This is a genomic window from Burkholderia sp. BCC0044 (assembly GCF_902832955.1).
Lineage (GTDB): Bacteria > Pseudomonadota > Gammaproteobacteria > Burkholderiales > Burkholderiaceae > Burkholderia.
The window spans coordinates 1874152-1894329 of the sequence record NZ_CADFDO010000001.1 but is presented as its reverse complement, the minus strand read 5'-3'; the positions used below and the strand labels follow the sequence as shown (position 1 = coordinate 1894329).

Sequence of the window (20178 nt, the reverse complement as noted above, 5' to 3'; positions counted from 1 at the left end):
CGTTCGGCTAGGGCCTTGTTAGCGTGAACAGGCCCTAGCGCGAGGCGGCGCGTCCGGCGCGCGTGCCGCGCGGCTTGAAGAGCTTGACGGTGCGCACCGCCTGATCGTCGCTGCGCATCACCTCGAGCATCACGTCGCCGATTTTCAGGCACACGTCGTCTTCCGGAATTTCCTCGAGGATCTCGAGTACCAGCCCATTCAGCGTCTTCGGCCCGTCGGTCGGCAGTTTCAGGTGCAGCCAGCGGTTCAGTTCGCGCAGCGGCATGCTGGCCGAGACGATGCATTCGCCGTTCTCGTCCCAGCCGCCCGCGCGTTCGCTGCGCGGCATCGACGTCGTGAATTCGCCGATCAGTTCCTCGATGATGTCCTCGGGCGTGACGAGCCCTTCGAGCTCGCCGTACTCGTTGACGACGAGCGCGGTGCGCTGCCGGGTTTCCTGGAAGAACTGGAGCTGCTGGACGACCGGCGTGCCCGACGGCACGTAGTACGGTTCGGCGAGCAGCGCGCGCAGCGTCTCGCGGTCGAAATCCTGGTTGTGCAGCCCGGTGAGCGTCTTGCGCACGTGCAGCACGCCGAGCACCTTGTCGATGTCGCCTTCGTAGACGACCAGGCGGTTGTGATAGCAGGTTTCGAGCTGATGCAGGATGTCGTCGAGCGGCGCGTAGAAGTTGAGCGACTCGATCTGGCGGCGCGGCACCATCACGTCGTCGACCGTGATGTTCTCGAGGTCGAACAGGTTGAGCAGGATGCTGCGGTGCTTGGTCGGCATGAAACTGCTCGATTCGAGCACGATGGCGCGCAGTTCGTCGGCCGACATCCGCTGGTCGCGGCCCTTCTTCGTGTTGATGCGCAGCACCCACAGCACGCCGTTCGCGAGGGCATTGACGAACCAGACGACCGGCTTGAACACGCGCATCAGCGGGGCGATCACGAGGCTCGCGGGCAGCGCGATGCGTTCGGGGAACGTCGCGCCGACGATCTTCGGCGCGATTTCCGCGAACACGATGATCAGGAACGCGACGACGCCGGTCGCGATCGACAGCGCGAGGTTGTTGCGGCCGAACGTATGGAGCGCGAGCGACGTCGTGAGGACCGGGATGATCGTGTTGAACAGGTTGTTGCCGATCAGGATCACGCTGAGCAGCAAGTCAGTGCGCGTGAGCAGCCCCTGCGTGGTTTTCGCGCCGAGTACGCCCTGGCCGGCGAGATGCTTCAGCCGATGGCGATTGAGCGCCATCATCGCGGTCTCGGAAATGGAAAAGAAGCTGGAACAGAGGAGAAGCAGGAAGACGGCGCCGATTTGCGCCCATAAGGGAATTTGGTCCACGCGTTGGAAAGGGCAGTGAAGGACAGGGATGGGGGAAATATAGCAGAGGCCGGCGACCGCGATGTGTCGCGCGCGACACGACGGGGCCCGCGGCGGCCGGACGAAAAAAAACCGTGCACAGGGTGCACGGTTTTTTTAAATCTGGTCGGGGTGAGAGGATTCGAACCTCCGGCCTCTACGTCCCGAACGTAGCGCTCTACCAGGCTAAGCTACACCCCGATTTTTGCTCTTCGGACTTCGCCGTCTTCGTTAAGAATCGCTGCGTCGTCACAAGCAAGAACGTAACTATAACGATGTTTTTTCTAAAAGGGAATACTTCGGCGAAGAAAATTTTCGAGACAACGCATCGCTTCGCGTTCGCGGCGTGGTTACGATTGCCGCGACGTCGAGTATGAGCACAACCCGAGCAGGCTTTCCTTGTAGATCGAATCGGGGAACGCGGCAATCGCCGCCGCCGCCGCCTGCGCTTCCTGACGTGCGCATTCGAGCGTGTGGTCGAGCGCACCCGAGCGCGTGATCGCCTCGAAAATCGTGTCGAAGCGATCGGTGCCGCCCTGTTCGATCGCCTCGCGTGCGAGCGCCGACTGTTCGGGCGTGCCGCGTTCGATCAGATAGATGAGCGGCAGCGTCGGCTTGCCTTCGCGCAGGTCGTCGCCGGCATTCTTGCCCATCGCCTCGGCGGTGCCTGCATAGTCGAGCCAGTCGTCCATGATCTGGAACGCGGTGCCGATCCGGCGACCGTATTCGGCGGCGGCGGCCTCGGTCGGCGCATCGGCGCCCGCGAGCACCGCGCCCAGGCGCGCCGACGCCTCGAACAGCTTCGCCGTCTTGTAGCGGATCACCTGCATGTAGCGCGCTTCGTCGACGTCCGCGTCGTGCATGTTCAGGAGCTGCAGCACCTCGCCTTCCGAAATGATCGTCGTCGCTTCGGACAGGATCTCCATCACGCGCATCTTGCCGACGCCGACCATCATCTCGAACGAGCGCGAGTAGAGGTAATCGCCTACCAGCACGCTCGCCGCGTTGCCGAACAGCGCATTGGCGGTCTGGCGGCCGCGGCGCAGCTCGGATTCGTCGACGACGTCGTCATGCAGCAGCGTGGCCGTGTGGATGAACTCGACGACGGCGGCCAGCACGTGCCGCTGGTGCGACGTTTCGCCGAGCGCGCCGGCGACGAGCAGCAGCAACGCCGGACGCAGCCGCTTGCCGCCCGCGCCGATGATGTACTCGGCGATCTGGTTGATCAGCAGCACGTCGGACGCGAGGCTTTGCCGGATAACGCGATTCACCTGCTCCATGTCGCTGGTGATCGGGGCGAGCAGGTGGGCGGCGCTGAGGGTGGGGGAGGCGGTGGACGACGACATGATGATGGAATTGGGTGATGCCGCGGATTATAAGTCGAATCCGCGATATGCCGGTCTGTCGGACGCGCCGCGGCGCGATTTTGGCCGTCCGGCCGAGGCCCGCGCGCGGCAATCGTCGATCGGCTTTGACTTGGGTGCTAAGCCCATGTATAATCACGTGTTTTCCGCGCGTGGTGTGCGGAAAAATTGGATCCAGAGTGAGGTTCTCAATGTACGCGGTCATAAAAACCGGCGGCAAGCAGTACAAGGTTGCCGTTGGCGAAAAACTCAAAGTAGAACAGATACCGGCTGACATTGACGCTGAAATCACGCTCGACCAGGTTCTCGCAGTGGGCGAAGGCGAATCGATTCAGTTCGGTACGCCGCTGGTCAGTGGGGCTTCCGTCAAGGCCACCGTTGTGTCGCACGGTCGTCATGCCAAGGTCACCATCTTCAAGATGCGTCGCCGGAAGCACTACCAAAAGCACGGCGGCCACCGCCAGAACTACACTGAGCTGCGCATCGACGCGATCAACGCGTAAGCGCCTCGGTAAAGGAGCAATCAGATGGCACACAAAAAGGCAGGCGGCTCTTCCCGGAACGGCCGCGACTCCGAGTCGAAGCGTCTCGGCGTGAAAGTGTACGGCGGCCAGGCGATCAACGCTGGCGGCATCATCGTGCGTCAGCGCGGTACGCGCATGCACGCTGGCGAGAACGTCGGCATGGGCAAGGATCACACCCTGTTCGCGCTGGTCGACGGTCACGTCAAGTTCGCGACGAAGGGCGCGGACAAGAAGCATCTGGTCATCGTCGTCCCGGCGGCTGCCTAAGTCAGGCACCCACGGGCTTCGTAGCCGAAAGGCCCCGCAGTCTTCGCGGGGCCTTTTTTTATTGGGTCGCCGGGCGCACGTGCGTACCGGCGACCCTCGCGCCGCCGGCGTACGATCGGCCGAACGGCAGATTGTTCAAGCGTGCCGGCGCGCGGCACAATAGCGGAAATACTGGGCGGAGTGACGAATGAAGTTCATTGACGAAGCACGAATCGAAGTCATCGCCGGCGACGGAGGCGATGGCAGCGCGTCGATGCGCCGCGAGAAATTCGTCCCGTTCGGCGGGCCGGACGGTGGCGACGGCGGCCGGGGCGGCAGCGTTTACGCGATCGCCGACCGCAACATCAACACGCTGATCGACTACCGCTACGCGAAGAAGCACCTCGCGCGCAACGGCGAAAACGGCCGTGGCTCGGATTGCTACGGCAAGGGCGGCGACGACGTCACGCTGCGCATGCCGGTCGGCACGATCATCAGCGACATGGATACGGGCGAGCTGATCGCCGACCTGACCGAGCACGACCAGCAGGTGATGCTCGCGCAGGGCGGCGCCGGCGGTCTCGGCAACCTGCATTTCAAGTCGAGCACGAACCGCGCGCCGCGCCAGAAGACGGACGGCAAACCGGGCGAGCGACGCATGCTGAAGCTCGAGCTGAAGGTGCTCGCCGACGTCGGCCTGCTCGGCATGCCGAACGCGGGCAAGTCGACCTTCATCTCGTCGGTGTCGAACGCGAGGCCGAAGATCGCCGATTACCCGTTCACGACGCTCGCGCCGAATCTCGGCGTGGTGCGTGTCGGCCCGAGCAAGAGCTTCGTGATCGCCGATATCCCGGGGCTGATCGAAGGGGCGGCCGAAGGCGCGGGCCTCGGGCATCAATTCCTGCGTCACCTGCAGCGTACCGGCGTGCTGCTGCATCTGGTCGATCTCGCGCCGTTCGACGAAAGCGTCGATCCGGTCGCGGAAGCGACGGCGATCGTCGGCGAGCTGCGCAAGTACGACGAGGCGTTGTACGAGAAGCCGCGCTGGCTCGTGCTCAACAAGCTCGACATGGTGCCGGAAGACGAGCGCGAGGCGCGCGTCGCGGATTTCCTCGACCGCTTCGGCTGGGACGGCCCCGTGTTCGAGATCTCTGCGCTGACGGGCCAGGGCTGCGAAGCGCTGTGCTACGCGATCTACGACTACCTTTCCGAACATTCGGACGCGCATCGCGCGGCGGAGGCGGAAGATCTCGCGGCGGACGTGCGTTTCCGCGATGCGCCGCCGGCGAAGGGCGGTGCGACGCCGGGCGACGACGTCTGAACGTTCGGTCACGCGCCGGGCGGGCCGCCCGGCGTCGGCGTTCAATCGCGCCCAGCCCGGGCAGGCATCAGATACAGGAGACAGTGCAGGATGCGTTCGATCATCGCGGATTCGAAGCGATTGGTGGTGAAAGTGGGCTCCAGCCTCGTGACCAACGACGGCAAGGGGCTCGATCATGCCGCGATCGGCCGCTGGGCGGCCCAGATCGCTGCGCTGCGCGCGCAGGGCAAGGAAGTCGTGCTCGTCAGTTCGGGCGCGATTGCCGAAGGGATGCAACGGCTCGGCTGGAGCAAGCGGCCGCGGGAAATCGACGAGCTGCAGGCCGCCGCCGCGGTCGGCCAGATGGGGCTCGCGCAAGTCTACGAGAGCCGCTTCACCGAGCACGGCATCCGCACCGCGCAGATCCTGCTCACGCACGCCGATCTGGCGGACCGCGAGCGCTACCTGAATGCGCGCTCGACGCTGCTCACGCTGCTGCGGCTCGGCGTCGTGCCGATCATCAATGAAAACGACACGGTCGTCACCGACGAAATCAAGTTCGGCGACAACGACACGCTCGGTGCGCTCGTCGCGAACCTGATCGAAGGCGATGCGCTGATCATCCTCACCGACCAGTCGGGGCTGTTCACGGCCGATCCGCGCAAGGATCCGAACGCGACGCTCGTCGGCGAGGCGAATGCGGGCGCACCGGAGCTCGAGGCGATGGCGGGCGGGGCCGGTTCGAGCCTCGGTCGCGGCGGGATGCTGACGAAGATCCTCGCGGCGAAGCGCGCGGCGCACAGCGGCGCGAATACCGTGATCGCGAGCGGTCGCGAGGCCGACGTGCTCGTGCGTCTGGCGGCCGGCGAAGCGATCGGCACGCAACTGATCGCCCGTACCGCGCGGATGGCGGCACGCAAGCAATGGATGGCCGACCATCTGCAGGTACGCGGCCACGTCGTGATCGACGCGGGCGCGGTCGAGAAGCTGACGGCCGGCGGCAAGAGCCTGCTGCCGATCGGCGTGATCGACGTGCAGGGCGCGTTCGCGCGCGGCGAGGTGATCGCGTGCGTCGGCCCGGACGGGCGCGAGGTGGCGCGCGGGCTCACGAACTACAGCAGCGCGGAAACGAAGCTGATTCACCGCAAGCCGAGCGGCGAGATCGAAACCGTGCTCGGCTACATGCTGGAGCCCGAACTGATTCATCGCGACAACCTCGTGCTGGTGTGAGCGCCGGCCAAATGCCGCCGTTCAAATGAAAAAGCCCGCGCGATGCGGGCTTTTTCGTGCGCGGGACGATGCGGGCGAACCGCATCGCGTGCCGTCAGCGCAACTGGGTCATCGCGGTGCGGTGGAACCGGATGTTTTCGAGAATCTGCCGGGTCGAGCCCTGCGGCATCTTGTTCGCGCAGAAGTAGTCCTGGTAGAGCGCGGAGTGGTAGGCGTTCAGCTCGCCGTTCTCGATGCGCCGCCAGTCGTTCTCGACGGTGCGATCCCAGCCGTTGTGGTCCGAGTTCAGGCCCGCGTACTGGCGCCATTCGTAGGTGTCGCAGCGGATACCTTCGTAGTTCACGTTGCGCGCACCGGCCGGGCTCGTGATGACGACTGCGTAGCGCACGACGCCGTCGGAGCCGACGTCGAGCGACTTCGCATCGACGAAGAACTTCAGCGGCGTGTTCTGCGACACGTTGAACGGCAGCAGATCGCTCGTTTGCGGCAGCGGCGGCAGCGTGTCGACGGCGTTTTCCTTCCAGGTTCCCTGACGGTCGAGCAGGTACACGAACTCGCTGTCATCCTTGTTGGACGGCGCTTTCGAGTTCGCGCAGCCGGCCAGGGCGGCCATCGCGGCGATCGATGCGAGCGCGAGAGCAATCGCTTTCAATATGCATTCCTCGTAAAAAAAGGGCGCGACACCAAGGTCGCGCCCGGTCATGCAGTCCGACTCGTCATTTGCCGACGATCACGTGGGGCGGCATCTCGTCGAGCGTGCTCGCTTCCACTTCGATCTCCGAACAGACTACCGATGTGTCGACAATCGTCAGCGTCTGGGCCTGTGCGCCAATCACGCGCGGATAGCGCGACACACGCGGCCCGCGCGGCTTCTCGGCTCGCTGCGCCGGGCGGCGCAGGAAGCGCGACAGTTCCGTCAGCGCCAACTGATAGACATCCCGCTTGAACTCGATCACCGCATCGAGCGGCACCCAATACTCGTTCCAGCGCCACGCATCGAACTCCGGGTGGTCGGTCGCGCGCAAGCAAATGTCGCAATCGCGTCCGACCATCCGCAGCAGGAACCAGATCTGCTTCTGGCCGCGGTAATGACCGCGTACTTCGCGTTTGATGAACTTGTCAGGCACCTCGTAACGCAACCAGTCGCGGGTGCGGCCGATTATCTTGACGTGTTCCGGATGCAGGCCCGTTTCCTCGTGCAGTTCCCGGTACATCGCCTGCATGGGGGTCTCGCCGTACTTGATCCCACCTTGAGGAAACTGCCAGGAATGCTCGCGGAGCCGCTTGCCCCAAAACACCTCGTTGCGCGCGTTCAAGAGGATGATGCCGACGTTCGGGCGAAAGCCTTCACGATCCAGCATACAACCACCTTCGAATCCTTTAAAATTGCTTTGATTATAAACAGATAACGGGCGCTGCGCACCGTGACGGAGCGAATCCGCGCGGGGTACACCGGCTGAATTGTCCCTGATTAGTCTGCTACGTCATCTGCGCCATCGTCGTTCGCGGCGCGCCGCTTTTTCACCTTGAAACTTTTTCGGGCGCCCCGCCTGGGGGCGCCGTTTTTGGAACCGTCCGCATGAAAGCTTCCCGTTTCTTTATCGGCACCCTCAAAGAAGCACCGGCCGACGCAGAGATCGTCAGCCACAAGCTGATGGTGCGCGCCGGCATGATCCGTCGCGTCGCCGGCGGCATCTACAACTACCTGCCGGTCGGCCTGCGTTCGATTCGCAAGGTCGAGGCGATCGTGCGCGAGGAAATGAACCGGGCGGGCGCCATCGAGCTGCTGATGCCGGCCGTGCAGCCGGCCGAGCTGTGGCAGGAGTCGGGCCGCTGGGAGCAGTACGGTCCCGAGCTGCTGCGCTTCAAGGACCGCAAGGACAACGATTTCGTGATCGGGCCGACGCACGAGGAAGTCGTCACCGACATCGCGCGCAACCAGATCAAGAGCTACCGGCAGATGCCGGTGAACTTCTACCAGATCCAGACGAAGTTCCGCGACGAGATCCGTCCGCGCTTCGGCGTGATGCGCGGCCGCGAATTCATCATGAAGGACGCGTATTCGTTCGACAAGGACGCGGCCGGCCTGAACGAGTCGTACCGCAAGATGTACGACGCGTACGTGCGCATCTTCACGCGCCTCGGCCTCGAGTTCCGCGCGGTCGCGGCCGACAGCGGCTCGATCGGCGGCAACTTCTCGCACGAGTTCCACGTGATCGCCGATACCGGCGAGGACGCGATCGCGTACTGCCCGACGTCCGAATTCGCGGCGAACGTCGAGGCGGCCGAAGCGCTGCCGCTGATTGCGGAGCGCGCGGCGCCGGCCGAAGCGATGGAAAAGGTCGCGACGCCCGGCAAGGCGAAGTGCGAAGCCGTCGCCGAACTGCTGTCGATCCCGCTCGAGCGCACGATCAAGTCGATCGTGCTCGCGACCGACAACGAAGGCGCCGAGCCGACCATCTGGCTCGTGATGCTGCGCGGCGATCACGACCTGAACGAGATCAAGGTGTCGAAGCTGCCGGGCCTGAAGAACCACCGCTTCGCGACCGAGCAGGAAATCGTCGAGTGGTTCGGCACGCCGCCGGGCTACCTCGGCCCGGTCGGCACGAAGAAGCCGGTGAAGGTGATCGCCGATCGCACGGTCGCGAACATGAGCGACTTCGTCGTCGGCGCGAACGAGGTCGACTATCACATCGCGGGCGTGAACTGGGGCCGCGACCTGCCGGAGCCGGAAGTCGCCGACGTGCGCAACGTGAAGAAGGGCGACCCGTCGCCGGACGGCAAGGGCGCGATCGACATCTGCCGCGGTATCGAAGTCGGCCACGTGTTCCAGCTCGGCACCAAGTACTCGGAAGCGATGGGCGCGACGTTCCTCGACGAGTCGGGCAAGCCGCAGCCGATGCTGATGGGCTGCTACGGCGTCGGCATCACGCGCATTCTCGGCGCGGCGATCGAACAGAACTTCGACGAGAAGGGCATCATCTGGCCCGAGTCGATCGCGCCGTTCGAGGTCGTGCTGTGCCCGATGGGCTATGACCGCAGCGACATGGTGCGCGAAGCGGCCGACAAGCTGTACGCGGAACTGACGGCCGCCGGCATCGACGTGATCCTCGACGATCGCGGCGAGCGTCCGGGCGTGATGTTCGCCGACTGGGAGCTGATCGGCGTGCCGCATCGTCTCGTGATCGGCGAGCGCGGCCTGAAGGAAGGCAAGATCGAGTACCAGGGCCGCCGCGACGCCGAAGCGACGCTGCTGCCGGCCGACACGGCCGCGGCGGCGGTCGCGGAGAAGATCCGCGCCGCGCTCGCGCACTAAGCGCGGCGACCGGGCGACACGATGGAATACACGTTCCTGTCGGCCACCGTGCTCCTCGTGCTGATCACGGATCCGCTCGGCAACATCCCGCTGTTCATTTCGGCGATGCGGGATGTGCCGCGCGAGCGGCGCGTGAAGCTGATCCTGCGCGAAGTGGGGATCGCGTTCGTGATCCTGCTGTTCTTCATGCTGGTCGGCGACCGCTTCCTGCGGATGATGAGCCTCACCGACCTGTCGCTGCGGCTCGGCGGCGGGATCGTGCTGTTCCTGATCGCGCTGCGGATGATCTTCCCGCATCCGGACGGCGCGCTCGGCAGCGATCCGCGCGCGGGCGGCGAGCCGTTCATCGTGCCGCTCGCGATTCCCGCGCTGGCCGGGCCGTCCGCGCTCGCGACGGTGATGCTGATGACGTCGCAGGCGCCCGGCAAGATGCTCGAATGGGTCGGCGCGCTGACGGTCACGATGATCGTCTGCGCGATCACGCTGGTGCTGGCCGAGCGGATCCAGCAATGGCTCGGCGAACGGACGGTCGCGGCGTTCGAGCGGCTGATGGGCCTCGTGCTGGTCGCGATCTCGGTCGAGATGCTGCTGGCCGGCATCCGCGCGTTCGTGCACCAGTTGTAACGCACGCGGCGTGCGCACGAAAAAGCGGCGCTCCGGGTAACCGGAGCGCCGCTTTCCATTTATATAGCGGGTATAGCGCGGACAGCCCGGCGATCAGACGTTCGCGGTCAGCGCGCGGATCGTCGGCAGGTTGCGCCAGTAGCCCTTCGCATCCATTCCGCAGCCGAACACGTAGCGGTCGGGCACCGAGAAGCCGCAGAAGTCGGGGTGCAGCGGCTTCGCCTTCGCGAGCGTCTTCTCGCACAGCACGGCCGACATGAAGCGCTGCGCGCCCATGTCGAGGATGCGGTCGCGGATCGCGGCCATCGTCTCGCCTTCGTCGAGGATGTCGTCGAGCACGAGCACGATGCGATCCTTCACCGATTCGCGCGGCGCGACGCGCCAGTGCATCTCCGGGCTGCCCTGCGTCGTGTTGCGGTAGCGGGTCAGGTGGATGTAGTCGAATTCGAGCGGGAAATCGAGATGCGGCAGCAGCATCCCGGTAAACACCGCGGCGCCGCCCATCACCGAGAGAACGAGCGGGAACGCGTCGCCGATCTCGGCGCGGATCGCGTCGGCCATCTTCGAGATCGACGCGTTGACGGCGTCGGCCGAGACGATCTCTTCAGAGTGGTCGAAAATGTGGAGGGCTTCTTCGCGGTTCATGTGTTCTGGCGGGCAGTCGGTATACAAATAAGGATGAAGCAGAACGGCAGGCGCGCGCTACGGCAAAAACCCGCGCGCCGGCCGACGGACGAAATCAGCGCATGCCGGGCATCATGCCTTTCATGCCGCGCATCATCTTCTGCATGTTGCCGCCCTTCAGCTTCTTCATCATCGTACGCATCTGGTCGTACTGGTTCAGCATCCGGTTGACTTCCTGCACCGGCACGCCCGCGCCGGCGGCAATGCGGCGCTTGCGCGTCGCCTTGATGATTTCGGGTTTCGCGCGCTCGGCGGGCGTCATCGAGCTGATGATGCCTTCCATCCGGCGGATCGACTTCTCGGCCTGGCCCATGTCGGCGCCGGCCGCCGCCTGCTGGAACTGCGCGGGGAGTTTGTCCATCAGCGACGACAGGCCGCCCATGTTCTTCATCTGGGAGATCTGCGCGCGGAAATCGTTCAGGTCGAAATCGCCGCCTTTCTTGACCTTGTCGGCGAGCTTCTGCGCGGCCTGGACATCGACGCCGCGCTGCGCCTCCTCGACGAGCGCGAGGATGTCGCCCATCCCGAGGATCCGGTTCGCCATCCGGTCCGGGTGGAACACCTCGAGGCCGTCGAGCTTCTCGGCGACGCCGACGAACTTGATCGGCTTGCCCGTGATGTGGCGCACCGACAGCGCGGCGCCGCCGCGCGAGTCGCCGTCGAGCTTGGTCAGCACGACGCCGGTGAGCGGCAGCGTGTCGTTGAACGCCTTCGCGGTGTTGACCGCGTCCTGGCCGAGCATCGCGTCGACGACGAACAGCGTCTCGGCCGGCTTCAGCGTACCGTGCAGCGCGGCGATTTCCTGCATCATCGCTTCATCGATGCCGAGGCGGCCGGCCGTGTCGACGAGCAGCACGTCATGGTAGTGGCGCTTCGCCCAGTCGACGGCGGCGAGCGCGATGTCGACGGGCTTCTGGTCCGGCGTGGACGGGAAGAAGTCGGCGCCGACCTGCTCGGTCACCGTTTTCAGCTGCATGATCGCGGCCGGGCGATACACGTCGCACGACACCGTGAGCACCTTCTTCTTGTACTTCTCGCGCAGCAGCTTCGCGAGCTTGCCGACGGTCGTGGTCTTGCCCGCGCCCTGCAGGCCGGCCATCAGGATCACCGCGGGCGGCGTGACCGCGAGGTTCAGCTCGGCGGCCTTGCCTTCGTAGTCGCCGCCGATCACGGCGGTCAGTTCCTTCTGGACCACGCCGACGAGCGCCTGGCCCGGCGACAGGCTGCTGATCACTTCTTCGCCGAGCGCCTTTTCCTTGACCTTGGCGATGAATTCGCGGACGACCGGCAGCGACACGTCGGCTTCCAGCAGCGCGAGACGCACCTCGCGGAGCATCTCCTGCGTGTTCGCCTCGGTGAGCCGGGCCTCGCCGCGCAGCGTCTTGACGACGCGCGCCATCCGTTGAGTGAGATTGTCGAGCATGGGGAGCGATGGACAGTGGGGCCCGAAGGCGCGGCGGAACCGAACAAAAGGGAGCCGTCGCGGGAAGGGGGCCTAGTGTAAACTTCGAACATGGATATTGTACTGTATGCCCTCACCGCATTCCTGTACGGCGGCCTCGCCGTCGCAGGCTGGCGCGCGCACCGCCAGGGCGCGACGCCGCTCGTCGCGAGCGTGCCGGCCGTGCCGGTTCCCGCGTCGGCCGCGTCCGGGATGAGCGGGGCCGGCCGCGCGCTGCTGTTCGCCGCGCTGCTCGCGCACGGCGTGCTGCTGCACATGACGATCTTTCCGAACGACGCGATGGTGTTCGGCTTCGCGTTCGCGCTGTCCGCGATGTTCTGGCTCGGCGCCGGCATCTACTGGATCGAGAGCTTCTTCTTCCCGCTCGACAGCCTGCGCCTGCTGGTGCTGCCGCTCGCGTGCGGCGCGTCGCTGCTGCCGCTCGTGTTCGGTGGCGTGCGGGTGCTGCCTTATGCCGCGGCGCCGCTGTTCAAGCTGCACTTCCTGATCGCGAACATCGCGTACGGCCTCTTCGCGATCGCGGCGCTGCACGCGGTGCTGATGCTGATGGTCGAGCGGCGCCTGCAGTCGCTGAGGAGCGGCGGGCGCGACGGCTCGACGGGCTGGATCGCGAGCTGGCTCGAAACGCTGCCGCCGCTGCTCACGCTCGAGAAGCTGCTGTTCCGCCTGATCGGCGCCGGCTTCGTGCTGCTGACGCTGACGCTCGCGTCGGGCATCCTGTTCAGCGAGCAGGTCGACGCGCGCGCGTTGCGGCTCGACCACAAGACGGTGTTCGCGATCCTGTCTTGGCTGATGTTCGGCGGGCTGCTGGTGGCCCGCAAGACGTCGGGCTGGCGCGGCCGCGGCGCCGCGCGCTGGGTGCTCGTGTCGTTCGCCGCGCTGCTGCTCGCGTATGTCGGCAGCCGGTTCGTGTTCGAGGTGCTGCTGCACCGCTCCGTCGTTTGACCGCAGGTTCCCGATGCGACAGATTCTTCTCCTGATCCTTCTCTTCTTCGCGGGTTCGTGGCTCGCGCGCAAGCTGCGTCACGCGCAGGAACAGGCGCAGGCACGCGCCGGCCGCGGCGCCGGTTACGACGGTGCGCCCGGTGCGGGTGCCGGTAGTGGCGCCGGTGCCGGCGCCGCGCGCCCGAACGGCGACGCGCGGTCGCTGCCCGAGCCGATGGTGCGCTGCGCCGAATGCGGCGTGCATGCGCCGAAGGGCGACGCCGTCGCCGCGAGCGGCGAATACTTCTGCAGCGCCGAGCATGCGCAGCGCCACGCCGCGCGCGTGAACGGCCGCGACGCGCGATGATCGACGCGCCGGTGTTGTCGGTCGACGCGAGCGGCTGGGTGCGCGAAGCGCGCCATGCGCCGTCGCCGAACTTCGAGGCGCGGCCCGCCGGCGCGGTGCCGACGCTCGTGGTGGTCCACAACATCAGCCTGCCGCCCGGCGAATTCGGCGGCGATGCGATCGAGGCGCTGTTCCTGAATCGCCTCGACTGCGATGCGCACCCCTATTACCAGAGCCACCTGCGCGGCGTGCGCGTGTCCGCCCATTTCCTGATTCGCCGCGACGGCGAGCTCGTGCAGTTCGTGTCGTGCGACGAGCGCGCGTGGCATGCGGGCTCGTCCGAATTCTTCGGCCGCACGCGCTGCAACGACTTCTCGATCGGCATCGAGCTCGAGGGCGCGGACGACGTGCCGTTCGACGATGCCCAATACGCGGTGCTCGCATCGCTTTCCCGCGCGCTCGCCGCGCGCTATCCGGTCGACGCGTTCGCGGGGCACTCGGACGTCGCGCCGGGCCGCAAGACCGACCCGGGCCCGCATTTCGATTGGCAACGCTTCGCGAGCGATGCCGGTTTTTCCGCCGAATACTTTCCTTTCCGTCAGCACTGATCGCGGGGTTTTTTGAGCGGAGAAAGTTTTTTCTCCGACCAATGCCTTGCCGCGTCTGCGCGCGAGCGATGTCAAGACCTCCATCAAAAATTATCCGTTTGGACGTCCTCCGAATGTCCACTATACTTGGTGCCAGTTGAGCAGTTCTGTACTAGATATAGTGTGTGTCGCAGGGGAAAACCCGAGCGGCACCGGCCGGCGGGCAACGCCGGCGGACAGGGTTCTCAGGGCGGCGCGTCAGGCCGGGCGGTCCGGGCGTCGCGACCAGCGCAGCGAACATCGACGGGGCAGGGTATACATGACGAAGCACACGACCGGCTGGGTTGTCGCGCATCGACCGAACCGGCTTCCCCGGCGCATCGCTCGCCTCTTACCGCTCGCGCACCGCATTGCGCAGCGTTCGTTTTAATCCGCGGTTCTCTCCGCACCATCCAACACCAGGAGCTTTGCACATGCAAACCACCGACAACGCGACGTCCCAGTACGAGAGCGCCTCGAGCCGTCCGCTCGGCGGGACCGAACAGGGCGCGAAGGCGCTCGCGCCGCAGGCCACGTTCGCCGACTACAAGGTGATCCGCCGCAACGGCAGCGTGGTGTCGTTCGAACCTTCGAAGATCGCGATCGCGGTGACCAAGGCTTTCCTGGCCGTCAACGGCGGGCAGGGCGCGGCATCGGCTCGCGTACGCGAGCAGGTCGAACAACTGACGCACAACGTCGTGCGCGCGCTCGTGCGCAGCCGCCCGAACGGCGGTACGTTCCATATCGAAGACATCCAGGACCAGGTCGAACTCGCGCTGATGCGCGGCGGCGAGCACAACGTCGCGCGTGCGTACGTGCTGTATCGCGAGAAGCGTCACCTCGAGCGCCAGCATGCGGGCGAGGAAGCGGCGGCAGCGGGCGGCGAGTCGAGCACCGGCATCAACGTCGTCGACAACGGCGTCACGCGCCCGCTCGACCTGAACGCGCTGCGCGCGCTGATCGTGTCGGCATGCGACGGCCTCGGCGCTGCGGTTAACCCTGACCCGATCGTCGCGGAGACGGTGAAGAACCTGTACGACGGCGTGCCGATGAGCCAGGTCTACGACTCGGCGATCCTCGCTGCGCGCACGATGATCGAAAAGGATCCGGCGTACAGCCAGGTCACGGCCCGCATCCTGCTGCACACGATCCGCCGCGAGATTCTCGGCGAGGAAGTCGTGCAGGCCGAGATGTCGACCCGCTACGCCGAATACTTCCCGCAGTTCCTGAAGCGCGGCGTCGACGCCGGCCTGCTCGACGACAAGCTGCTGCAGTTCGACCTGAAGCGCCTCGGCGACGCGCTCGACGCGAACCGCGACCTGCAGTTCGGCTACCTCGGCCTGCAGACGCTGTACGACCGCTACTTCCTGCACGTCGAAGGCACCCGCATCGAAATGCCGCAGGCATTCTTCATGCGCGTCGCGATGGGCCTGTCGCTGAACGAGATCGACCGCGAAACGCGCGCGATCGAGTTCTACAATGTGCTGTCGAGCTTCGACTTCATGAGCTCGACGCCGACGCTGTTCAACTCGGGCACGCACCGCTCGCAGCTGTCGTCGTGCTACCTGACGACGGTCGCGGACGATCTCGACGGCATCTATGAAGCGCTGAAGGAAAACGCGCTGCTGTCGAAGTTCGCCGGCGGCCTCGGCAACGACTGGACGCGCGTGCGCGCACTCGGCTCGCATATCAAGGGCACGAACGGCAAGTCGCAAGGCGTGGTCCCGTTCCTGAAGGTCGTGAACGACACGGCCGTCGCGGTGAACCAGGGCGGCAAGCGCAAGGGCGCGGTCTGCGCGTACCTCGAATCGTGGCACCTCGACATCGAGGAGTTCCTGGAGCTGCGCAAGAACACCGGTGACGACCGTCGCCGCACGCACGACATGAACACGGCGAACTGGATTCCCGACCTGTTCATGAAGCGCGTGATGGAAGGCGGCGACTGGACGCTGTTCTCGCCGTCGACCTGCCCGGACCTGCACGACAAGTTCGGCGCCGATTTCGAGAAGGCTTACACGGCTTACGAAGACAAGGTCGCGCGCGGCGAGATCAAGCTGTTCAAGAAGATCCCGGCGGCGCAGCTGTGGCGCAAGATGCTCGGCATGCTGTTCGAGACGGGCCACCCGTGGATCACGTTCAAGGATCCGTGCAACGTGCGCTCGCCGCAGCAGCACGTCGGCGTCGTCCACTCGTCGAACCTGTGCACGGAAATCACGCTGAACACGAGCGACACCGAAATCGCGGTGTGCAACCTCGGCTCGGTGAACCTCGTCGCCCACCTGGTGAAGCAGGCCGACGGCAGCTACGCGCTCGACCACGACAAGCTCAAGCGCACGATCAGCGTCGCGATGCGCATGCTCGACAACGTGATCGACATCAACTACTACGCGGTGCCGAAGGCGCGTAACTCGAACCTGAAGCACCGCCCGGTCGGCATGGGCATCATGGGCTTCCAGGACTGCCTGCACCTGCTGCGCACGCCGTACGCGTCGGAAGCGGCGGTCGAGTTCGCCGACCGTTCGATGGAAGCCGTCTGCTACTACGCGTACCACGCGTCGACCGAACTGGCCGAGGAACGCGGCCGCTACTCGAGCTACCGCGGCTCGCTGTGGGATCGCGGCATCCTCCCGCAGGACACGCTGAAGCTGCTGGCCGAAGCGCGCGGCGGCTACGTCGAGGTCGACACGTCGGAATCGCTCGACTGGACGGCGCTGCGTGCGCGGATCGCCACGCACGGCATGCGCAACTCGAACTGCGTCGCGATCGCGCCGACGGCGACGATCTCGAACATCATCGGCGTGTCGGCCTGCATCGAGCCGACCTTCCAGAACCTGTACGTGAAGTCGAACCTGTCGGGCGAATTCACGGTGGTGAACGAGTACCTCGTCCGTGACCTGAAGGAACGCGGCCTGTGGGACGAAGTGATGGTCGCCGACCTGAAGTACTTCGACGGGATGCTGTCGCGCATCGACCGCATCCCGGCCGACCTGCGCGCGATCTACGCGACCGCGTTCGAGGTCGACCCGACGTGGCTGGTCGAAGCGGCATCGCGTCGCCAGAAGTGGATCGACCAGGCGCAGTCGCTGAACATCTACATGGGCGGCGCGTCGGGCAAGAAGCTCGACGAGGTCTACAAGCTCGCATGGCTGCGCGGCCTGAAGACGACCTACTACCTCCGCACGATGGCGGCGACGCACGTCGAGAAGTCGACGGTCGCACACGGCGCGCTGAACGCGGTGCCGACGGGCGGTGCAGGCGGCGGCTCGAGCAGCGGCGGCGCGCAAGGCGCAGCGGGCGGCTTCGGTGCGGCAGGCGGCGCTGCGTCGTCGGGCGCGGTCAACGCTGCAGCGGCGCTCGCGCCGGTCGAAGCAGACGGCCCGGTGTGCACGATGCGTCCGGGCGACCCCGGCTTCGACGAGTGCGAAGCGTGCCAGTAACGCAGTGCGCCTGACCTGAGAAGCAGGCCTGCGCGGCGCACACGACGACCGATCGAGGTTGAAGTGTGCGCCGCTCTCAACTAAAAAAATGATAAGGAATCTGTAACGCGACACCTGCGTTGCAGGCAATGACCAGCGATCGAAACATCCCCGACGACGTCGCGTTTCGATCAGCGTTCGATGCGTCGAGCGCACCTCGCGATACAAGCGCGACTCACATCGCGCGCTGCATGAACGACGATGCGTTGCTCAAAGTGTTGTATCGAGGTCGCAACGCGAATCGAAAAAAGGATTTTTCGTGAGCGAACCCTTTTATCGCTCAGGAAAAGATGGTACAAACCGTTCTAAATTGATGGTGAGAATTTATGCTCAACTGGGATGACGAGAAGACTGCCGTAACCCCCGCGAGCGGAGCGCAGCAAAACGCGATGCGCACCTCCGCCGGGATGGCTGTCGGAATGCAGGCTGCAACGCCTGCCGCCCATCAGGTCCGTGACATTTTCGAAGGCGATCTCGCGGTGCCGCCGCAAGCATCGGCTGTTCCCGCCGGCGGTACGGAAGCGCGGGTCAATGTCGCCGACAAGCGCATCATCAACGGCCAGACTGACGTCAATCAGCTGGTGCCGTTCAAGTACAAGTGGGCGTGGGAAAAGTATCTGGCCGGTTGCGCGAACCACTGGATGCCGCAGGAAATCAACATGTCCCGCGACATCGCACTGTGGAAGGACCCGAACGGTCTGACCGAGGACGAGCGCCGCATCGTGAAGCGCAACCTCGGCTTCTTCGTGACGGCCGATTCGCTCGCGGCGAACAACATCGTGCTCGGCACGTACCGCCACATCACGGCGCCCGAGTGCCGGCAGTTCCTGCTGCGCCAGGCGTTCGAGGAAGCGATCCACACGCACGCGTACCAATACATCGTCGAATCGCTCGGTCTCGACGAAGGCGAGATCTTCAACGCGTATCACGAGGTCACGTCGATCCGCGCGAAGGACGAATTCCTGATCCCGTTCATTCATACGCTGACGGACCCGGCCTTCAAGACCGGCACGCTCGAAGCGGATCAGAAGCTGCTGAAGTCGCTGATCGTGTTCGCCTGCATCATGGAAGGCCTGTTCTTCTATGTCGGGTTTACGCAGATCCTCGCACTCGGCCGCCAGAACAAGATGACGGGTGCTGCAGAGCAATATCAGTACATCCTGCGCGACGAGTCGATGCACTGCAACTTCGGCATCGACCTGATCAACCAGATCAAGCTCGAGAACCCGCATCTCTGGACCGCGGAATTCCGCGCCGAGATCCGCGAGCTGTTCAAGCAGGCTGTCGAACTCGAATACCGCTACGCCGAAGACACGATGCCGCGCGGCGTGCTGGGTTTGAACGCGTCGATGTTCAAGAGCTATCTGCGCTTCATCAGCAACCGCCGTTGCCAGCAGATCGGCCTCGACCCGCTGTATCCGAACGAGGAAAACCCGTTCCCGTGGATGAGCGAGATGATCGACCTGAAGAAGGAACGCAACTTCTTCGAGACGCGTGTGATCGAGTATCAGACGGGGGGCGCGCTGTCCTGGGAATAACCCGCAGCAGCGAACCCGTTACATGATGGAGCAGCCGGTGGCCTCTCGGCCCCGGCCCAAGGTTTAGGAGCAAGAACGCCTGATGCAAAGCATGCCCGGTGCCTTAACGGCCCAACGATACGACAGGCACTTTGCGAACCCTTCAGTGGGATGGGCAAACTTCCCTCCGGAAAAAGCGGACGGCCGTGTGGCGGTCCGCTTGATCAAGCGATTAGGGGTAGCGGCGCGAGGTGCGCCGGCTACCGACTTGATTTGGCGCGCGAGGCCGGGTGGTCACGCGCGCCATACCGTATTCATTAGCGTAAGCGCGCGGTATCTGCGTACGCCGATGAATAGCCCGCTTCGAAGCGCACGTCCTGAACAGCGTCCGCGGGAAGCGGGTTTTGACGAAGGGTGTAGTTTGAACTGACTCTCATCTGAACCTGAAGGAGAACAACATGGCTACTGCCAAGAAGAAACCGGCTGCTAAGAAGGTTGCTGCCAAGAAGACCGTTGCGAAGAAGGCTGCTGCGCCGGCGAAGAAGGCCGCAGTGAAGAAGGTTGCTGCGAAGAAGGTCGCGGTGAAGAAGGTTGCCGCGAAGAAGGCAGCACCGGCGAAGAAGGCCGCTGCAAAGAAGGTCGCAACGAAGAAGGTCGCAACGAAGAAGGTTGCAGCCAAGAAGGTCGCAGCGAAGAAAGTCGCGGTGAAGAAGGTTGCTGCAAAGAAGGCAGCACCGGCTAAGAAGGCCGCCGCGAAGAAGGTTGCAGCCAAGAAAGTCGCAGTGAAGAAGGTTGCTGCGAAGAAGGCCGCACCGGCGAAGAAGGCTGCTGCGAAGAAGGCTGCGCCGGCGAAGAAGGCTGCTGCGAAGAAGGCCGCGCCTGCGAAGAAGGCTGCCGCGAAGAAGGCTGCGCCTGCGAAGAAGGCTGCCCCTGCGAAGACGGCTGCCGCTCCGGCGAAGAAGGCTGCTGCGCCGAAGAAGGCCGTCGTGAAGAAGGCTGCGCCGGCAACGACCGCGTCGACCGCATCGGTTGCGCCGGCATCGGGCGTGAAGACCGCGCTCAACCCGGCAGCAGCATGGCCGTTCCCGACCGGCAGCCGTCCGTAATCGCGGCTGAGCAGCATCACCCGGACACTCACGTGGTGTCCGTGGGTTGAGTAGCGCTACTCAATCAGTCCCGCCATCTGGCTCAGGT

19 protein-coding genes and 1 tRNA gene are annotated in these 20178 nt (G+C 65.0%); 13 read left to right on the top strand and 7 right to left on the bottom strand.

Annotated elements, in window-relative coordinates; all coding sequences use genetic code 11:
- Nucleotides 1-34: 34 nt before the first annotated feature.
- The 3 genes from HWX14_RS08525 to HWX14_RS08515 all read right to left on the bottom strand — a co-directional run bounded on the left by HWX14_RS08525 (nucleotide 35) and on the right by HWX14_RS08515 (nucleotide 2691).
- Entirely contained in the window at nucleotides 35-1327 is a 1293-nt protein-coding gene (locus HWX14_RS08525; RefSeq protein ID WP_175882301.1) for an HlyC/CorC family transporter, read from the bottom strand.
- Between the two features lie 142 nt (nucleotides 1328-1469).
- Nucleotides 1470-1546 (bottom strand) — tRNA-Pro (locus HWX14_RS08520).
- 149 nt (nucleotides 1547-1695) lie between these two features.
- Nucleotides 1696-2691 (bottom strand): polyprenyl synthetase family protein, encoded by a 996-nt coding sequence (locus HWX14_RS08515; protein WP_034206340.1) that lies wholly within the window; start codon nucleotides 2689-2691, stop codon nucleotides 1696-1698.
- 209 nt (nucleotides 2692-2900) lie between these two features.
- On the opposite strand from HWX14_RS08515, the gene rplU reads away from it, so the two are divergent.
- From rplU to proB, 4 genes are all read left to right on the top strand, one after another.
- Nucleotides 2901-3212, top strand: a complete 312-nt coding sequence (gene rplU / locus HWX14_RS08510) for a 50S ribosomal protein L21 (RefSeq protein ID WP_004194344.1) — start codon at nucleotides 2901-2903, stop codon at nucleotides 3210-3212.
- A 24-nt stretch (nucleotides 3213-3236) separates the two neighbouring features.
- Nucleotides 3237-3500 (top strand): 50S ribosomal protein L27, encoded by a 264-nt coding sequence (gene rpmA / locus HWX14_RS08505; RefSeq protein ID WP_006476999.1) that lies wholly within the window; start codon nucleotides 3237-3239, stop codon nucleotides 3498-3500.
- A 187-nt stretch (nucleotides 3501-3687) separates the two neighbouring features.
- Nucleotides 3688-4800 (top strand): GTPase ObgE, encoded by a 1113-nt coding sequence (gene obgE / locus HWX14_RS08500; RefSeq protein WP_175882300.1) that lies wholly within the window; start codon nucleotides 3688-3690, stop codon nucleotides 4798-4800.
- Between the two features lie 90 nt (nucleotides 4801-4890).
- Complete coding sequence (gene proB, locus HWX14_RS08495; RefSeq protein ID WP_006476997.1) at nucleotides 4891-6009, top strand: glutamate 5-kinase; 1119 nt, start codon at nucleotides 4891-4893, stop codon at nucleotides 6007-6009.
- 94 nt (nucleotides 6010-6103) lie between these two features.
- On the opposite strand, the gene HWX14_RS08490 is transcribed toward proB, so the two are convergent.
- Both HWX14_RS08490 and HWX14_RS08485 read right to left on the bottom strand, forming a co-directional pair.
- The gene (locus HWX14_RS08490) at nucleotides 6104-6712 is read right to left on the bottom strand and encodes a CNP1-like family protein (RefSeq protein ID WP_175882299.1); all 609 of its coding nucleotides are present in this window, start codon (nucleotides 6710-6712) and stop codon (nucleotides 6104-6106) included.
- Nucleotides 6713-6725: 13 nt separating this feature from the next.
- The gene (locus HWX14_RS08485) at nucleotides 6726-7370 is read right to left on the bottom strand and encodes an RNA pyrophosphohydrolase (protein WP_006476994.1); all 645 of its coding nucleotides are present in this window, start codon (nucleotides 7368-7370) and stop codon (nucleotides 6726-6728) included.
- Nucleotides 7371-7588: 218 nt separating this feature from the next.
- On the opposite strand from HWX14_RS08485, the gene HWX14_RS08480 reads away from it, so the two are divergent.
- Entirely contained in the window at nucleotides 7589-9325 is a 1737-nt protein-coding gene (locus HWX14_RS08480; protein WP_175882298.1) for a proline--tRNA ligase, read from the top strand.
- A 21-nt stretch (nucleotides 9326-9346) separates the two neighbouring features.
- Complete coding sequence (locus HWX14_RS08475) at nucleotides 9347-9949, top strand: MarC family protein (protein ID WP_011694138.1); 603 nt, start codon at nucleotides 9347-9349, stop codon at nucleotides 9947-9949.
- A gap of 93 nt (nucleotides 9950-10042) precedes the next feature.
- On the opposite strand, the gene HWX14_RS08470 is transcribed toward HWX14_RS08475, so the two are convergent.
- Together HWX14_RS08470 and ffh are read right to left on the bottom strand one after the other, a co-directional pair.
- Entirely contained in the window at nucleotides 10043-10594 is a 552-nt protein-coding gene (locus HWX14_RS08470) for a hypoxanthine-guanine phosphoribosyltransferase (RefSeq protein WP_006489240.1), read from the bottom strand.
- Nucleotides 10595-10688: 94 nt separating this feature from the next.
- The gene (gene ffh / locus HWX14_RS08465; protein ID WP_175882297.1) at nucleotides 10689-12056 is read right to left on the bottom strand and encodes a signal recognition particle protein; all 1368 of its coding nucleotides are present in this window, start codon (nucleotides 12054-12056) and stop codon (nucleotides 10689-10691) included.
- Nucleotides 12057-12146: 90 nt separating this feature from the next.
- On the opposite strand from ffh, the gene ccsA reads away from it, so the two are divergent.
- The 7 genes from ccsA to HWX14_RS08430 all read left to right on the top strand — a co-directional run bounded on the left by ccsA (nucleotide 12147) and on the right by HWX14_RS08430 (nucleotide 20090).
- A complete protein-coding gene (gene ccsA / locus HWX14_RS08460; RefSeq protein WP_175882296.1) occupies nucleotides 12147-13040 on the top strand; it encodes a cytochrome c biogenesis protein CcsA in 894 nt (297 codons plus the stop codon).
- Nucleotides 13041-13053: 13 nt separating this feature from the next.
- Nucleotides 13054-13386, top strand: a complete 333-nt coding sequence (locus HWX14_RS08455) for a PP0621 family protein (RefSeq protein WP_175882295.1) — start codon at nucleotides 13054-13056, stop codon at nucleotides 13384-13386.
- Nucleotides 13383-13973 carry a 1,6-anhydro-N-acetylmuramyl-L-alanine amidase AmpD gene (gene ampD, locus HWX14_RS08450; protein WP_175882294.1) on the top strand — a complete coding sequence of 197 codons (591 nt, stop codon included), beginning with the start codon at nucleotides 13383-13385 and terminating at the stop codon, nucleotides 13971-13973. Before HWX14_RS08455 ends, ampD begins: the two co-directional genes overlap by 4 nt.
- A gap of 452 nt (nucleotides 13974-14425) precedes the next feature.
- Complete coding sequence (locus tag HWX14_RS08445) at nucleotides 14426-17428, top strand: ribonucleoside-diphosphate reductase subunit alpha (RefSeq protein ID WP_175882293.1); 3003 nt, start codon at nucleotides 14426-14428, stop codon at nucleotides 17426-17428.
- A gap of 365 nt (nucleotides 17429-17793) precedes the next feature.
- Nucleotides 17794-19005: a ribonucleotide-diphosphate reductase subunit beta gene (locus tag HWX14_RS08440; RefSeq protein WP_012327871.1), complete on the top strand. Its 1212-nt coding sequence runs from the start codon at nucleotides 17794-17796 to the stop codon at nucleotides 19003-19005.
- An 82-nt stretch (nucleotides 19006-19087) separates the two neighbouring features.
- A complete protein-coding gene (locus HWX14_RS08435; RefSeq protein ID WP_084044093.1) occupies nucleotides 19088-19414 on the top strand; it encodes a hypothetical protein in 327 nt (108 codons plus the stop codon).
- Nucleotides 19415-19442: 28 nt separating this feature from the next.
- Nucleotides 19443-20090, top strand: coding sequence for a histone H1-like DNA-binding protein (locus tag HWX14_RS08430; RefSeq protein WP_084044092.1), 648 nt, complete (start codon nucleotides 19443-19445; stop codon nucleotides 20088-20090).
- Nucleotides 20091-20178: the final 88 nt, after the last annotated feature.

Excerpts from the sequence above, each read along its gene's own strand:
- HWX14_RS08515 (WP_034206340.1), bottom strand. The coding sequence starts at position 2,691 with ATGTCGTCGTCCACCGCCTCCCCCACCCTCAGCGCCGCCCACCTGCTC.
- rplU (WP_004194344.1), top strand. The coding sequence starts at position 2,901 with ATGTACGCGGTCATAAAAACCGGCGGCAAGCAGTACAAGGTTGCCGTT.
- rpmA (WP_006476999.1), top strand. The coding sequence starts at position 3,237 with ATGGCACACAAAAAGGCAGGCGGCTCTTCCCGGAACGGCCGCGACTCC.
- obgE (WP_175882300.1), top strand. The coding sequence starts at position 3,688 with ATGAAGTTCATTGACGAAGCACGAATCGAAGTCATCGCCGGCGACGGA.
- proB (WP_006476997.1), top strand. The coding sequence starts at position 4,891 with ATGCGTTCGATCATCGCGGATTCGAAGCGATTGGTGGTGAAAGTGGGC.
- HWX14_RS08490 (WP_175882299.1), bottom strand. The coding sequence starts at position 6,712 with ATGACCGGGCGCGACCTTGGTGTCGCGCCCTTTTTTTACGAGGAATGC.
- HWX14_RS08485 (WP_006476994.1), bottom strand. The coding sequence starts at position 7,370 with ATGCTGGATCGTGAAGGCTTTCGCCCGAACGTCGGCATCATCCTCTTG.
- HWX14_RS08480 (WP_175882298.1), top strand. The coding sequence starts at position 7,589 with ATGAAAGCTTCCCGTTTCTTTATCGGCACCCTCAAAGAAGCACCGGCC.
- HWX14_RS08475 (WP_011694138.1), top strand. The coding sequence starts at position 9,347 with ATGGAATACACGTTCCTGTCGGCCACCGTGCTCCTCGTGCTGATCACG.
- HWX14_RS08470 (WP_006489240.1), bottom strand. The coding sequence starts at position 10,594 with ATGAACCGCGAAGAAGCCCTCCACATTTTCGACCACTCTGAAGAGATC.
- ffh (WP_175882297.1), bottom strand. The coding sequence starts at position 12,056 with ATGCTCGACAATCTCACTCAACGGATGGCGCGCGTCGTCAAGACGCTG.
- ccsA (WP_175882296.1), top strand. The coding sequence starts at position 12,147 with ATGGATATTGTACTGTATGCCCTCACCGCATTCCTGTACGGCGGCCTC.
- HWX14_RS08455 (WP_175882295.1), top strand. The coding sequence starts at position 13,054 with ATGCGACAGATTCTTCTCCTGATCCTTCTCTTCTTCGCGGGTTCGTGG.
- ampD (WP_175882294.1), top strand. The coding sequence starts at position 13,383 with ATGATCGACGCGCCGGTGTTGTCGGTCGACGCGAGCGGCTGGGTGCGC.
- HWX14_RS08445 (WP_175882293.1), top strand. The coding sequence starts at position 14,426 with ATGCAAACCACCGACAACGCGACGTCCCAGTACGAGAGCGCCTCGAGC.
- HWX14_RS08440 (WP_012327871.1), top strand. The coding sequence starts at position 17,794 with ATGCTCAACTGGGATGACGAGAAGACTGCCGTAACCCCCGCGAGCGGA.
- HWX14_RS08435 (WP_084044093.1), top strand. The coding sequence starts at position 19,088 with ATGCAAAGCATGCCCGGTGCCTTAACGGCCCAACGATACGACAGGCAC.
- HWX14_RS08430 (WP_084044092.1), top strand. The coding sequence starts at position 19,443 with ATGGCTACTGCCAAGAAGAAACCGGCTGCTAAGAAGGTTGCTGCCAAG.